The organism is Hymenobacter siberiensis (assembly GCF_018967845.1).
Taxonomy (GTDB): domain Bacteria; phylum Bacteroidota; class Bacteroidia; order Cytophagales; family Hymenobacteraceae; genus Hymenobacter; species Hymenobacter siberiensis.
In genome coordinates this window covers 4,038,180-4,052,488 of the sequence record NZ_JAHLZZ010000001.1, presented here as the reverse complement: position 1 = coordinate 4,052,488, position 14,309 = coordinate 4,038,180, and the positions used below count along the sequence as shown (strand labels likewise).

The window sequence follows — 14,309 nt, the reverse complement described above, 5'->3', positions numbered from 1 at the left end:
GTAATTAAACGCAAATTACCACCTGGCGCACCCGGTGCAGCGCTTACCCGGAAATACTGTCCAGAAACTGTTCCCAGGCTCGGCCCTGATTTTTGCAAATAAGTATTTATTTGCTCATTAAGTATTCAAGTGGTTTGCTCTACCCTATAATTATCAGGCAAGTATTTGATAATAAAATACTTGCCTGATAATCCAGTCCAACAACCGTTCAGCTAACTGATTGGCTGTTGTTTGTGCGCCCGTCGTCGGACGGGTGAGTTGGCGCACGATGTCCAAGCCGTGGCGGCTCAGGCTCGTGGCCCGGTACCCGTGTTTTTTGCGGGCGATGGGCTGGCGTCGGTCTGCGGCCTGCCCCACGGCTAGACAAAAGGCGTAGGCCAGACTGACCAGGGCCAGGAGCTTGCGCAGCTTGTGGTGGCAGGCCAAGTGGCTGTTTTCCAAGTGGAAGCCCCGGCCTTTCAGATTCTGAAAGCACTGCTCGATGGTCCAGCGCTTGGTGTAGCGCTGGCCCAACTGCTGCAAGCCCGAGGTGCCAAAGAGAAAAAGAAACTTGCCGCCGGCCAGCGCCTTGACCCACACCTGCCCCCACACCCCATCCACCTGGCGCTGGGCAAAGCGCCGGTGCTCCCCCTCGGCCAGCCCCAGGTCGGCAATGGCGGGGCGGTGGCCGTGCGCGTCCATGAGCAAATGGTGTTTAGGCAGGCGTATGACGAAGTTCAGGCCGTTGTCCTTGAGTCACTTGAGCCATACATGGCCCACCAACTCACGGTCGCCCACGACCAGGCCGATGCGCGCGCGGCCGAGCAAGGCCATGCAGACCTCGAGCAGGGCGATGCGCTGGGCAGCGTTGGAGTTGCCGCTGCGGTTGTCGAGCAGTTCCCCGTACAACGGTACGTGAAACGCGCCCTGGCCCACGGTGACGAGCAGAATATTGACCTGACACCGGCCGAAATCCCATTCCGTGCGGTCGATGCACAGGCGCAGCTTGCCGGTGGCCGGCAACAGGCGGATAAAGAGCTGCGCCAGGGCGAGATAGTCCAGGGTCACGAGGCGGAAAAAGTTTTGAATCCGGGTCTCATTCGAGGCCGGTTTGGCCGCGTCGTTGAGGTGCTGGGCCACCTCGCAAAACGGCACGTTGCGGCTCTTTATCAAGCCAATAACGAACTGGGTGATGAACTTTTGCCGCGAGAGGTGGCCCACCAGGGGGCACGTGCTGTAAAACGGTCGTAATTTTGGCGATGAGGCGTTGCTTCACGGGGTGGGAAGGGCTTTGAGGTGTTGGAACTGCAAAGGTCGGCCCACCCCGTTTTTATGCCCGGTAACGTGGGCCAGCAGCTCTCCCCTGCTTAATTATCTGTGAGGCAATGCCTTGTGAAAATAGTAGGGTAGAGTACACCGGGCCTATACCTACTACTATTAACAGCAAACAATCAGCAAATCAGCAAGCGTCTAGTAATTAGACTAACAAAACCAAATGCTTTCAGTCCCAAATCAGGGCAAGTAGCCACAAAACAATGATTTCGGCGCGTAGTGCCACCCGTTAAGCCGGCAATGTATCCCTCAGCGCCGTCTTCCGTACAAAAAGCGGCCGTGGAGGCAGGGCAACCGGACTAATGGCTTATGGCATTGGCGGGTGTTTCTCGTCGAAATCGGTGGCGTCCTGGTAGGCCTTGGCGAGGGCCAGCAGGGTGCCTTCCTCATAAAGCTGGCCCATGAAGGTGATGGTGGTGGGCAGGCCAGCGGCCGTGAAGCCGTTGGGCAAGGCGATGGCGGGCTGGCCGGTGAGGTTGGTGAGCACGAGGTTGGCGCTGAACGAGGGCGCGATGTAGCAGTCGAAGCCCTTGAGTTGGGCGTCCATCTGCTCAATAAGCAGGCTGCGCACGCGCTGGGCCTGCAGGTATTCCACGGCCGGAATGAAGCGGGCCGAGCGGAAGCCGTTGGGCCAGGCCGAACGGTTCTGGAGCACCATCTGGCCGTCGCGGCCCGAGCGGGTGAGGTCGTCGAACGCCGCCGCGCCCTCGGCCGTGAGCACGAAGCGTAGCGCGCCGGGCGAGATGGCCGGCAGCTCCAGCGGCACCAGCTCCACGCCCAGCTTGCGCAGCACGTCGAGGGTGGCCTGGTCGTTGGCCTTTGTGGGGTAGTTCTGGTCGAACGCGGCCTTGAGGTAGCCGACGCGCAGCTTTTTGATATTGGTGCCGAAGGCGTACTGGAAGCGGTTGGGGGCCAGCATAGTGGCGGGGTCGCGGGCATCGGGGCCGGCGGCGCACAGGGCGGCCAGCACAATGGCGCAGTCCTCGGCCGAGCGGGTGAGGGGGCCGGCTTTATCCATGGTCCAGCTCAGAGCCATGGCCCCGGCGCGGCTCACGCGGCCGTAGGTGGGGCGCAGGCCAGTTACGCCGCAGGCCGTGCTGGGGCTAATGATGGAGCCCAGCGTTTCGGTGCCTATGGCAAACGGCAGCAGCCCCGCCGCCACCGCCGAGGCCGAGCCCGCCGACGACCCGCTGGAGCCCTTGGTTACGTCCCAGGGCGTGCGGGTTTTCTCGCCAAACCACACGTCGCCCTGGGCCAGCTCGCCCAGCGTGAGCTTGGCGCACAGCACGGCTCCAGCGGCCCGCAGGCGCTCCACCACGGCCGCGTCCTCGTCCAGGGTTTGGTCTTTGTAAGGCACCGAGCCCCAGGTGGTTTTGTAGCCCTTGGCACTAAACAAATCCTTCGCCCCGAAGGGAATGCCGTGCAGTGGCCCGCGGTATTTGCCGGCTTTAATTTCCTGGTCGGCCTGCCGGGCCTGTTGCAGGGCCAGGTCCTCGGTGAGGGTGATGACGCAGTGCAGGCGCGGGTCGTACTTCTTGAGGCGGGCCAGGAAGAAAGTGGTCAGCTCCTCGGACGTGACCTGCCGGGTGCGCAGCAGCTCGCTCAGCTGCCGCACGGTGTAAAAGGCCAGCTCGTCGCGGTTGGCGGGCAGCTTTACCTTGGCGGTTTCGGGCAGCTTGCCGGCGTTGGTGGTGGCGGCGGCCAACTGCGCCTGCCGCATCCGCAGCGGGCGCGGGTCGAATACTACGGATGGTGCCACGCTGTTTGGCAGCGGGATTTTGCGCAGGGCTTCGTAGCTGTCGCGGTAGCCCGTGAGGTTGCGGCGGGTCGAATCGAGCTGGGCGTCGTTGAAATTCAACCCGAAAACCTGCTGCGCGGCGCGCAGAATGGGTACCGTAATTTCATCGGGGGCAGTGGGACGGGCCACAAAGGCCCCGGCCACAAAGCAAGCGCCGCCGAGCAGCAGCGAGGGAAAAAGTTTTTTCATGCAAAACGAAGCTAAGAATACGTCTGGTTTAAATCTATTGTGCTGCTGGAACGGTGTAGAGACGCATCTTTGCGTCTCATCGTCCGCGCCGTGTGGCTGAAATCATTCACCTACGAGACGCAAAGATGCGTCTCTACACCATTCACCCGCTAACTCAAACAGCCTCTAAAGAAACAAACCAGCAAACAGTTTCAGCAGCACTTGTTCTTCGTGCTGCCAGCTGAGCTGGGGGGCGGCGCGGCGGCAGTTTTCGGCCAGGTGCTGGTAGCGGGCGGGCTCGTCGCGCAGTAGGCGGTTGAGGGCGGCGGCCAATGTAGCAGGTTCCAGGTCGCTCACCAGCTCGGCCACGTCGAACTGGTCGTTGAGGGCGCGGTATTCGGGGAAGTCGATGAGCACCTGCGGGATGCCGGCGTGCACGTAGTCGAAGAATTTATTGGCCAGCGAATAGTAGTAGCTCAGGCCGATATTTTCCAGCAGCATAATTCCCACGGCCGCGTGCCGCGTGACTTCGCGCAGCGCCCCCGGCAGCACGAAGCCGCGAAATTCAACCTTGCCGGAAACCAGCAGCCCCAGCCGCTCGGCCCGCCCACGCAGGGCGGCCGAGAGGTCACCTTCGCCGCAAATCACCAGCCGGCCCGCCACCTGTGGCATTGCATCAATCAGACTTTCCAGGCCCCGGCCCACGTTCAGCGCGCCCTGGTAGAGGATGTAGCCGCTGGGCGGCGCGGCAGTGGGCGTGGGCGGCAGCATCTCGTCGGTGCGCAGGCGGCTCACGTTGCGCACCACGGCGAAGGACCGGCCGTAGCGCTGCTCAAACACCCGCGCCAGGGCCGGGCCCACGGTGTAGGCCAGCCGGGTGCGCGGCACGATGAAGCCCTCGACCCAGCGCCAGAGGCGCTGCACGGCGGGCCGGGCCACCACCTCGGGCACTTCCGTAAATAGCTCGTGGGCATCGTACACGAAGGGCTGGCCGCCCAGCCGGGCGCGCAGCCACATGGGCAGCGCCGTGTCGAGGTCGCAGGCGCACCAGGCAGCGGCGCGCTGGCCCAGCAGGTAAAAAAACAGCCGCAGGTTGTATTCAAGGTAAAAAAACTTTCCCTTTTGAAACCAGCCCTGCAGCCGGTGCTGGTGGTAGGGCTGCGGCGTGAGCGGGGGCGAAGTAGGCCGCTGCCAGCCCACTAGCTGCACCCGGTAGCCGGCGGCGGCCAGGCTGCCACAGATGCGCTGCATGCGCTGGTCGAAGCACAAATCGGTGGTGACGGTGAAAAGCAGCGGCTTGGTTGGGAGCGGCAATGGGGGAGTGGGGCAAGGGCTGGCCGTGCGGGCACGGCTGGGGTTATTTTATTTTGGTCAAATTTACACCGCCGCCTCGCAGCGCGGTGGCTATCTTAGCCGGAAATATCAACCGGTAGTACGTGTCATTTATGGCTTCTTTTTCGGCTACTTCCACTACCCGCCCCGTGGCACCGCCCCTGGCGGCGCTGCTCGACCAGCTTGGCCAGATGTACCTGCTGGCCGATTTGAAGGGCACTATCATCGACGTAAATGAGGCCCTGCTGGCCCTCACGGGCTATACCCGCGATAAGGTGCTGGGGCAGCTCTACCACCAGCTGTTTTCCCCGCCGGCCGAGCGCGAGTCGCGGCGCCGCGAATTTTTAGAATGTATTGATAATCAGGTTTTAGATGCTAAGTACGAGCGGTCGGTACTGACGCGCACGGGCCAACTGCGCTACCTGACCTGGCAGGTCGGCTTCACGCACGATGCCGCCGGGCGCATTACCGGCATGTGGCTGGCCGGGCACGAAGTTGCCAGCCACAGCGTGGTGAGCCCGGCCCTGGCCGGCGACAGCACGCACCTGCAGGACTTCCTCGATAATGCCCAGGACCTGGTGCAGCACCTCGGGGCCGACAACGGCTTCCTGTTTGTGAACAAGGCCTGGAAGGAAAAGCTGGGCTACACCGATGCCGAGCTGGCCACCCGCACCCTGGCCGACGTGGTGCACCCCTACTACAAGGCCAAGCTGCTCTACCAGCTCCGCAACCTCTACGACGGCGAGCCGGTGAACAAGGTGGAAACCGTGTTTCTGACCAGTCAGGGCAAGCCCGTGCACCTCATTGGGAGCATGAACGTGGTGCGCGAGGAAGGCCAGCCGGTGAGCAGCCGCGCCATTCTGCACGATATTACCGACCGCATCAAGGCCGAGCGCCTGCAAAAAGTCTACTACAGCATTGCCAACCTGGCCATTTCGGCCAAGGACTTGCCCAGCCTCTACGGGGCCATTCACCGCGAGCTGAGCAAGATTATCGAAACCAGCAACCTGTTCATCGCCCTCTGCGACGATGCCCGCACGCAGCTGCAGTTCGTGTACCACGTCGACCAGCACCCGCAGGCCCGGGCGCAGGGCACGCGGCCGTTTTCGGCGGGTGTGTCGGAGTACATCATTGCCGGCGGGCAGCCGCGCTACCTCACCCACACCGACTACCAGCAGCTGGTGCGCAGCGGGGTTGTCACGGCCTTCGGGCAGGCCCCGGAGGTAATGCTGGCCTCACCGCTGAGCATCGGCGACCGCATTATCGGGGTGCTGGCCGTGCAGGACTACAGCCGCGCCGATGCCTACACGCCCGGCGACCTCGACGTGCTCCATTTCATCTCCAACCAGGTGGCGCTGGCCATTGAGCGCAAGCGCAACGAGGAGCAGATTGGCAAGCAAACGGCCCGGCTGAATGCCATTTTTGAGAGTGGCTCGCACGTGATGTGGACGGTGGATACCCGCGCCAACCTCATGAACTTCAACCGCAACTACGCGGCCCTGTTCCTGCGGCGCAACGGTATTTACCCGGTGCGCGGCCTCAACCTGTGGAAGTCCGACCTGGAGAATATGCCCGCCAATGAGCGCGACACCTTCGTGGCGCACTACGACGCGGCCGCCAATGGCCAGGCCCAGCGCTTTGAGATGCGCCTGCGCGATGCCCGCGGCTACGACGTGTGGACCGATATCTACCTGAACCCGATTTACCTGGGCGACGGCTCGTTTGAGGAAATTTCGGCCATTGCCCACGACATCACCGAGCAGAAGCGCGCCCAACTGGCCCTGGAAGGGCAGGAGGAGAAGTTCCGCTCCATCTTCGAGTCGTTTCAGGACATCTACTACCGCACCGATGAAGAGGGCCTGCTCACCATTGTCAGCCCCTCGGTGCGCGACGTGCTGGGCTACGAGCCCGAAGAAGTGCTGGGCAAAGCCGTGGGAGACTTTTACGTGGACCCTTCCGACCGGCTCCGGGGCAACGAGGAGGTGGAGCGCAGCGGCGGCCTGCGCAACTTCGAAACCCAGCTTCGGCACAAGGACGGCTACCCGGTGAGCATGCTCGTGAATGCGCGCATTGTGAGCGAGGGTCTGGTGGGCACCCAGGGCATTGCCCGTGACGTAACCGAAATTAAGCAGATGCAGGACGACCTGCGCCACGCCAAAGACGAGGCTGAAGCCGCCCTGGAGGCCAAAACCCAGTTCCTGGCCAACATGAGCCACGAGCTGCGCACGCCCATGAACGGCATTATCGGCATGATTGACCTGCTCGACCAGACGGTGGAAACCGACGAGCAGGTTGACTACGTGGACACGCTGCGTAAGAGCTCCGACGCGTTGCTCACCATTCTCAACGACATCCTGGACTTGTCAAAAATCCAGGCCGGCAAGCTCCAGATTCACGAAATGCCCATCGAGCTGCAGGCCGTGATGGAGCGCATCCGCGCCCTGTTCATCTACCGGGCCGAGCAGAAGCACATCCGCTTCACCTACTATATCACGCCGCACACCCCGCGCTACGTGATAACCGACGAGGTGCGCCTGCTCCAAATCCTGTCCAACCTGGTGGCCAACGCCATCAAATTCACCAACGAGGGCACCGTGGCCATCGTGGTGAGCAGCGTGAGCACCGACGGCGAGCTGCATACCCTGCGCTTTGCGGTGCAGGATTCGGGCATCGGTATTTCGAGCGACAATGCCAGCCTGCTCTTCACCAACTTCACCCAGCTCGACACCACGCCCAGCAAGGCCTACGGCGGCACGGGCCTGGGCCTGAGCATCAGCCGGCAGCTGGCCGAGCTGCTGGGCGGCGAAATCGGGGTGCTGTCGGACGAGGGCGAGGGCAGCGTGTTCTGGTTCACCATCAGCGCCCGCGAGGCCCACCACGTCGACCCGCCCACCATAGCCCCGGTGCGCGAGGCCGCGTTCCAGCCCTTTGAGGCCGCCCCGCAGGTGCTGCTCGTTGACGATAACGCCATCAACCAGAAGGTGGGCCAGCGCCTGCTCACCAAGCTGGGCTGCGACGTGACCATTGCCGGCAGCGGCCCCGAGGCCATTGGGCTGGTCAGCACGCCGGGCATCGGCTACAACATCATTTTCATGGACATTCAGATGCCGGACATGGATGGAGTAGCCGCCACCGCCGAAATCCGGCGCTTGCTGGGGGCCGCCTGCCCGCCCGTGGTAGCCATGACGGCCTACTCGATGCAGGAAGACGCCGGCCGCTTCATGAGCCAGGGCCTCGACGACTACGTGGGCAAGCCCGTGAAAAGCCGCCACCTCTACGAAGTACTGCACCGCTGGCTGCGGCCGCGGGCCACGCCCGCCCTGCTGCCGGCAGTGGCCGCCCCCCAGAACAATGGTACCGCCCCCGCTCCGCTACCCGCGCCAGTCGCGGCCAAGCCCCAGGAGCCTACGCTCGACACCACTATTCTGCACCAGCTGATAGAGCTGGGCGGGGCCGAATTTGCGTCCGACCTCTACCAGGAGTTTGAGCAGGAAGCCGGCGATTTGCTGCGCGACGCCGCGCTCCTGGTGGCCGAAGCCAACTTCCGCGAGCTTCTGCCCATGCTGCACCAGCTCAAGGGCACGGCCTCTACCCTCGGCGGGGTGGCCCTGGCCGCGCAGGCCCGGCACCTTGAGCATCAGTTCAAAGAGGAGCGTCTGGACGAAGGTGCCGTGGGGTTTCAACTTTTGGAACATTACTTTGCGCAGCTCGTTGCCGAATATCCCGGCGCAGTCGAGCGCGCTGCTAACCCTTCTGCCGCCTGAGCGCGGTAAATCTCTTATCTGCTCTACCCTATGAACCCAACCCAAAACCCTTCGAAAATGTCCGCCGAACCCGCATCCAAAACCATTCTAATTGCTGAGGACAGCTCGGTAATTCTCAATCTCACCCGCAAAATTCTGGAATTGCAGAAGTATAAAATCGTGCTGGCTAAAAACGGCGGCGAAGTACTGAAGCAGCTGGAAAGCAACCAGGTGGATTGTGTGCTGATGGACATCAACATTCCGGTGAAGGACGGCATGCAGTGCACCCGCGAAATTCGCGCCCACGCCGACCCCAAAATTAACAAGCTGCCCATCATCGCCATCACCGGCAACGCCAACAACTACTCGATGGACCAGTTCCGCGAGGCCGGCGTGACCGACTACCTGCCCAAGCCGCTCGATTTCGACGCCCTGGTGCGCGTGGTGAAGCAGTACGTGGGCTAAGGGAGTTAAGAGTTATGAGTTAAAAGTTAGGAGTTGGCAACGGAGATTCCGGTTGATGACCACTCAGGATTGACCACCCAAACTCATAACTCTTTACTCATAACTCTTAACTCAACTTAATGACCGTAACATTCTTAGGTACGGGTACGTCCTCCGGCGTGCCAATGATTGGCTGCACCTGCGAAGTGTGCCGCTCGCTCGACCACCGCGACCAGCGCCTGCGCGTGTCCGTGCACTTGGAAGTGGACGGCCGCAGCTTCGTGGTCGATTCCGGCCCCGATTTCCGCCAGCAGATGCTGCGCGCCCGCATCACGCACCTCGACGCCCTGCTCTTCACCCACGAGCATAAAGACCACACCGCCGGCCTCGACGACATCCGGGCCTTCAACTTCCGGCAGAAAACCGATATGCCGGTTTTTGCCGAGCCCCGCGTGCTCCAGCAGCTCCGGCAGGAGTTTGCCTACATTTTTGCCGAGCACAAGTACCCCGGCGTGCCCCGCGTGGTGCTGCACCCCATCGAGCGCGACGACGTGCCGTTCGACGTGCTGGGTGTGCCCGTACTGCCGCTGCGGGCCATGCACCACCGTCTGCCGGTGCTGGGCTTCCGCATCGGCGGCTTCTGCTACCTGACGGATGCCAACCACCTCGGCCCCGAAACCCGTGCCCAGCTCCGCGATGCCGACGTCATCGTTCTCAACGCCCTGCGCCGCGAGGAGCACATCTCGCACTTCACCCTGGCCCAGGCCGTGGCCGTGCTCGAAGAGGCCGCGCCCAAACGCGCCTACCTCACCCACATTAGCCACCAGCTGGGCCTACACCGCGAGGTAGAAGCCGAACTGCCGCCCTGGATTCGGCTGGCGTATGATGGGTTGAAAGTGGCGGTGTGAAATAACCGCTATGCTTGCACTTGGTAGGTAATTACGGCGAGCCGTCTGGTAATCATAGCCCTATTTGTCTCCAACTTATACTCAGCTTGCGATGAAAGTTATTAATCTTGAAGAGAAATTTGGTCAATTTAGCGACCATTGGCACCCGCGTGTAGTGGCCGATTTGAACGGGCAGCAGGTGAAGCTGGCCAAGGTGCAGGGTGAATTCATCTGGCACAGCCATGAAGCCGAGGATGAGTTGTTTTATGTAGTGAAAGGGCAGCTGTACATCGAGTTCCGAGACCATACAGCCACCATCAATACCGGCGAAATGCTGATTGTGCCGCGTGGCATTGAACACCGGCCCCATGCCAGTGAGGAAACCTGGATAATGCTCATGGAGCCCCAGGCTACCCGGCATACCGGGGCCGTCGAGCACGACCTGACGCGCCACGACCAGCCCCGGATTTAAGCGGCCCCGTGCACACCAACTACTATTTTCTGCGCCAACTGGCCCCCGCCCTCACCGAGCGGCTGCGGGGCTACCGCGTGGCCGTATGCTTCACCCAGGAAAAAGACGAGCTGGTAATCGGCCTTACCAACGGCACGGCCGAGTTCTGGCTAAAGGCGCAGCTGGGGGCTAATTTCCCCGCCCTGGCCCTGCCCGAAACCTTCCAGCGCGCCCGCGCCAATTCCGTCGATTTGTTCCCGGATATGCTGGGCGAGCAGGTCGAAACCGTGGCCGCCTGGCCCCAGGACCGGGTGGTGCAACTCAATTTCCGCAGCGGGGGCCGGCTCGTGTTCAAGCTCTACGGCCCGCGCCCGAACGCCATTTTCCGCGCTGCGCCCGATAGCAAGGCCCAGCTTTTCCACCAAAAGCTGCTGGCCGATGCCGACCTGCGCCCGCAGGCCCAAACTACGCCGCCCCCATCCGAAACCCCAAATTCATCCGAATCGGCGCAATCCGACAAACCCGTTAAATCTGCGGTCCAGAAACTTCCGCCGCCGCTGGCCGACCTGCCCCTGCGCTACCTGCGCGAAAACGGCTATGACTTGGCCTCGCCCGAAACCAAAACCCGGCAAGTAAACCAGGTGCTGGCTCAGCTCGAAAAGCCCGCCCATTACTACCTCATTCAGCTCGACGGCCGCACGCGCCTCAGCCTGCTGCCGCTAGGGGAGGTGCTGGAAACCTTTGCCGGTACCGACCCCGTGGCCGCCCTGCGCCGCTTTGTGCCCATGGCCCTGGGCCGCCGCGCCCTCGAAACGGAAACCAAACAGCTGCGCCAGCTGCTGGAGCGCCGCGCCGCCGAAGCCGATACCGCCGCCGCCCATGCCCGCCAGCGCCTCCACGCCCTGGCCCACGAAGCTGGCTATCGCCACACCGCCGACCTGATAATGGCCAACCTGCACGCCATTCCGGTCGGAGCCACGCAGATTGAGGTGATTGACTTTTACACTAACCTGCCCCGGCTCATCAAGCTTAAGCGCACCGAGAAGCCCCAGTTTACCGCCGAAAACCTCTACCGTAAGGGTAAAAACCAGCAAATTGAAGAGCGCCAGCTCACCGAGCGCATTGCCCGCCGCGAGGCCGAAGCCCTCTCGGCCCTGGAGCGCCTCGAAGACATGGACACCCAGCCGGCCCTGGCCGAGCTGCGCGGCCTGCGTACCTGGCGCAAGCAGCACGGCCTCGACCCCACGCCCACGGCCGCCAAAGCGGCCACGGAGCTGCCCTTCAAGGTGTTTGAGGACCGGGGCTTCACCATTCTGGTGGGCCGCAACGCCGCGAACAACGACCTGCTCACCCAGAAATACGCCCACAAGGATGACCTCTGGCTGCACGCCAAGGACGTAACGGGCTCGCACGTCGTTATCCGGCACCGGGCGGGGCAGCCCGTGCCCGAGCCCGTGGTGGAGCACGCCGCTATGCTGGCCGGCTGGTACTCGCGCCGCCAGCACGACACGCTGTGCCCGGTCACGGTCACGCCCAAGAAATTTGTGCGCAAGCCCAAAGGCGCATTGCCCGGCCAGGTGGTAGTTGAGCGTGAGCGGGTGGTGCTGGTGAAGCCCGGCAACCCGTTTGAGCAGCAGCAGTAGTGCGAAGCAGTGCTTCGCAGCCGTGAAACAGCAACTGGGGCGCGAAGCACCGCTTCGCACTATAGCAAAGAGCCCGCTGCAATTGCTTGCAGCGGGCTCTTCTTGTTTGCGTGCGCGCGGGGAGATTCGAACTCCCACACCCGAAGGCACCACCCCCTCAAGATGGCGTGTCTACCAGTTTCACCACGTGCGCAAATAGAGCAACTAAACCGGGTATTCGGCCGAGGCCGGCGTCGCTGAGGTAGCTTAGCGGGTGCAAAGATAGGAGGTGAAATCGGCTCCTACAACCTTCTGCCACGCTTTTTCATCAAAGGCCCATCGTTCAGTCGTTTACCTTGTGGTTCCGCAGAAGAAGGCCGTAAGCTTTCTCAATCTTACCGTTCATTTGGCCATGAATTCCGCCGCTAAATCGACTTCCAACTCCTTTTTTGGCCGCATGGCCGAAGGTATTACCAAGTTTTCGGGTTCCACGGCTGCTTTTATCGGGGCGTCGGCCATTATTGTCATCTGGGGTGTGACGGGGCCGCTGTTTCATTATTCCGAAACCTGGTAGCTGGTCATCAACACGGGCACCACCATCATCACGTTTCTGATGGTGTTTCTCATTCAGCGGGCGCAGAACAAGGATTCGCTGGTGCTGCACCTTAAGCTGAACGAGCTGAACGAGCTGAACGAGCTGATTGCGGCTACGCAGGGGGCCAGCAACCGCCTTATCAACGCGCAAGATTTTTCGGAGGAAGAAATCAAGCTTTTCCACAACTTCTACTGCGCCCTTGCCGAGTTGGCCAAAAAGGACAGCGACCTCGGCAAAACCCATTCGGTAGAAGAGGCCGAAGACAACGAAAATGATAAGCTGGAGGCGCGGGTCGAAGAAAATGTCAACTAGCCATCAACTCTCACTCAGATTGCAGGACAAAAAAGGGCTGCCGCAGATTCTGCGGCAGCCCTTTTTTGTCCTGCAGCCGGGAAGGTTACTCGGCTCGGGTGAGCGGCGACTCTACTACGTGCTCCGACACGAACCACACTTGCAGCTCGTTGGTACGCATGAGGTCGCTTACGATGAGGTCGTTGGTGCCGTCGTCGCCGGACTCATCGGCCCGCTTGGCGTATTCGTGGCAGTTTTTGAGGATGGACTGGTGGGCACTCAACAGGCGCGAAACCTGAATGGGCGCCTCCTCACGGTCGCGCGGGATGCGGGGCAGGCTGGTGAGCTCGGCCACGTCGTGGGCCATGGCCACGGCCACACCGCCCAGAATCTGGATGCGCTCGGCAATGGTGTCGACTAGACCGGCCTGCTCTTCGTAGTGCTTATCGTAGAGCAGGTGCAGCTGGTAGAACGTGGGGCCCACTACCTGCCAATGGTGCTTTTTGTACATATCGCGCAGCGTGATGGTATCGGCCAGCAGCTGGTTGAGCATGGTTACACTATCGTAGCGCGTGGCCTCTTCGAGGCCGATGGGCAGGCGCTGGCTCACGGTGCCGAAGCGCTGGGTGGGCGCCGGGGCATGGTTTTGCTGGTTGAGAATGGGCTGAATATCGACAGCGGCGTTGGAGCCGGCCCCTTTGCCGGCGTTACCGGCGTTTTTGGCGGGGGCTTTTTTGGCAGCCGGGGCGGCAGCTTTTTGGGGTGCGGCGGTTTTGGGCGCAGCGGTTTTGGCAGGAGCAGCCATAATGATAAAAACGAGTGAGGTGAGGGCAGCAACCGAAACATTTCGGCAGCGAAAATTCTATGTTCTTCGTACGTAAAGCACCCGGCCGGGTTCAGGCCACATTCTTAAATTTTCCTTTATGACCGAACCAATAAAGACGACGACCCAGCTGCCCCACGACGTGCATCCCGAGCACCACCTTACCAGCTCGGCCATGTTGCAGGACGTGGTCATTGGGTTGTCCGACGGCCTGACGGTGCCCTTTGCGCTGGCCGCAGGGCTGAGTGGGGCCGTGTCGTCCTCCAGCCTGGTTATCACGGCGGGGCTGGCCGAAATAGTGGCGGGTAGCATTGCCATGGGCTTGGGTGGCTACCTAGCCGGCCGCACCGAAGTAGAGCACTACGCCTCGGAGCTGGGCCGCGAGCACCGCGAGGTGCAGGAAGTGCCGGACAAGGAGCGCGTCGAAGTAGACGAGCTGCTGGCCGATATGGGCCTTTCGGCCGAAACCCGCCGCCAGGCTGTGGCCGAGCTCACCGCCGACCCCGAGCAGTGGGTGAAGTTCATGATGAAGTACGAGCTGGGCCTGGAGGAGCCCGACCCCCGGCAGGCTCCCAAAAGTGCCGTCACCATCAGCCTGGCCTACGCGGTGGGCGGGCTGATTCCGCTTAGCGCCTACTTCATGACCGACACGCCCCAGCAGGGGCTGGCGTGGTCGGCGGCCATCACGCTGGTGTGCCTGTTCGTATTTGGCTATTTCAAGAGCCGCATGACCGGGCAGCCGCCCGTGGCCGGAGCCGTGAAAATGGCTGTGGTGGGTGCGCTGGCGGCAGCGGCGGCCTTTGGCATTGCGCGGGCCGTGGGCGGCTAGCCCGCCGCCCACGGC

At 62.1% G+C, this 14,309-nt stretch carries 11 protein-coding genes, 1 tRNA gene and 1 pseudogene; 7 read left to right on the top strand and 6 right to left on the bottom strand.

Features of this window, described 5'->3' with window-relative positions; genetic code table 11:
• Positions 1-153: 153 nt before the first annotated feature.
• The 4 genes from KQ661_RS17635 to KQ661_RS17620 all read right to left on the bottom strand — a co-directional run bounded on the left by KQ661_RS17635 (position 154) and on the right by KQ661_RS17620 (position 4,591).
• Positions 154-681: a transposase gene (locus tag KQ661_RS17635; RefSeq protein ID WP_216727634.1), complete on the bottom strand. Its 528-nt coding sequence runs from the start codon at positions 679-681 to the stop codon at positions 154-156.
• A 54-nt stretch (positions 682-735) separates the two neighbouring features.
• Positions 736-1,200 carry a hypothetical protein gene (locus tag KQ661_RS17630; protein ID WP_216727633.1) on the bottom strand — a complete coding sequence of 155 codons (465 nt, stop codon included), beginning with the start codon at positions 1,198-1,200 and terminating at the stop codon, positions 736-738.
• Positions 1,201-1,618: 418 nt separating this feature from the next.
• The gene (locus KQ661_RS17625; protein WP_216727632.1) at positions 1,619-3,298 is read right to left on the bottom strand and encodes an amidase; all 1,680 of its coding nucleotides are present in this window, start codon (positions 3,296-3,298) and stop codon (positions 1,619-1,621) included.
• A gap of 165 nt (positions 3,299-3,463) precedes the next feature.
• Complete coding sequence (locus KQ661_RS17620; RefSeq protein WP_216727631.1) at positions 3,464-4,591, bottom strand: glycosyltransferase; 1,128 nt, start codon at positions 4,589-4,591, stop codon at positions 3,464-3,466.
• A 131-nt stretch (positions 4,592-4,722) separates the two neighbouring features.
• On the opposite strand from KQ661_RS17620, the gene KQ661_RS17615 reads away from it, so the two are divergent.
• From KQ661_RS17615 to KQ661_RS17595, 5 genes are all read left to right on the top strand, one after another.
• Entirely contained in the window at positions 4,723-8,373 is a 3,651-nt protein-coding gene (locus KQ661_RS17615; RefSeq protein ID WP_216689566.1) for a PAS domain S-box protein, read from the top strand.
• A 57-nt stretch (positions 8,374-8,430) separates the two neighbouring features.
• Entirely contained in the window at positions 8,431-8,817 is a 387-nt protein-coding gene (locus KQ661_RS17610) for a response regulator (protein ID WP_216689564.1), read from the top strand.
• 119 nt (positions 8,818-8,936) lie between these two features.
• On the top strand, positions 8,937-9,704 hold the full coding sequence (locus tag KQ661_RS17605) for an MBL fold metallo-hydrolase (RefSeq protein ID WP_216727630.1): 768 nt from the start codon (positions 8,937-8,939) through the stop codon (positions 9,702-9,704).
• 91 nt (positions 9,705-9,795) lie between these two features.
• Positions 9,796-10,155 carry a cupin domain-containing protein gene (locus tag KQ661_RS17600; protein ID WP_216727629.1) on the top strand — a complete coding sequence of 120 codons (360 nt, stop codon included), beginning with the start codon at positions 9,796-9,798 and terminating at the stop codon, positions 10,153-10,155.
• A gap of 8 nt (positions 10,156-10,163) precedes the next feature.
• On the top strand, positions 10,164-11,777 hold the full coding sequence (locus KQ661_RS17595; protein ID WP_216727628.1) for an NFACT RNA binding domain-containing protein: 1,614 nt from the start codon (positions 10,164-10,166) through the stop codon (positions 11,775-11,777).
• A 111-nt stretch (positions 11,778-11,888) separates the two neighbouring features.
• Here KQ661_RS17595 and KQ661_RS17590 read toward each other — a convergent pair.
• A tRNA-Leu gene (locus KQ661_RS17590) sits at positions 11,889-11,970 on the bottom strand.
• Between the two features lie 198 nt (positions 11,971-12,168).
• Here KQ661_RS17590 and KQ661_RS17585 point away from each other — a divergent pair.
• Positions 12,169-12,663 (top strand): annotated as a pseudogene (locus tag KQ661_RS17585) (low affinity iron permease family protein).
• An 85-nt stretch (positions 12,664-12,748) separates the two neighbouring features.
• Here KQ661_RS17585 and KQ661_RS17580 read toward each other — a convergent pair.
• Positions 12,749-13,447, bottom strand: a complete 699-nt coding sequence (locus KQ661_RS17580) for a Dps family protein (protein WP_216689556.1) — start codon at positions 13,445-13,447, stop codon at positions 12,749-12,751.
• Positions 13,448-13,565: 118 nt separating this feature from the next.
• Between KQ661_RS17580 and KQ661_RS17575 the strand changes: the two genes are divergently transcribed.
• Positions 13,566-14,294, top strand: a complete 729-nt coding sequence (locus KQ661_RS17575; RefSeq protein WP_216689553.1) for a VIT1/CCC1 transporter family protein — start codon at positions 13,566-13,568, stop codon at positions 14,292-14,294.
• Positions 14,295-14,309 lie beyond the last annotated feature (15 nt).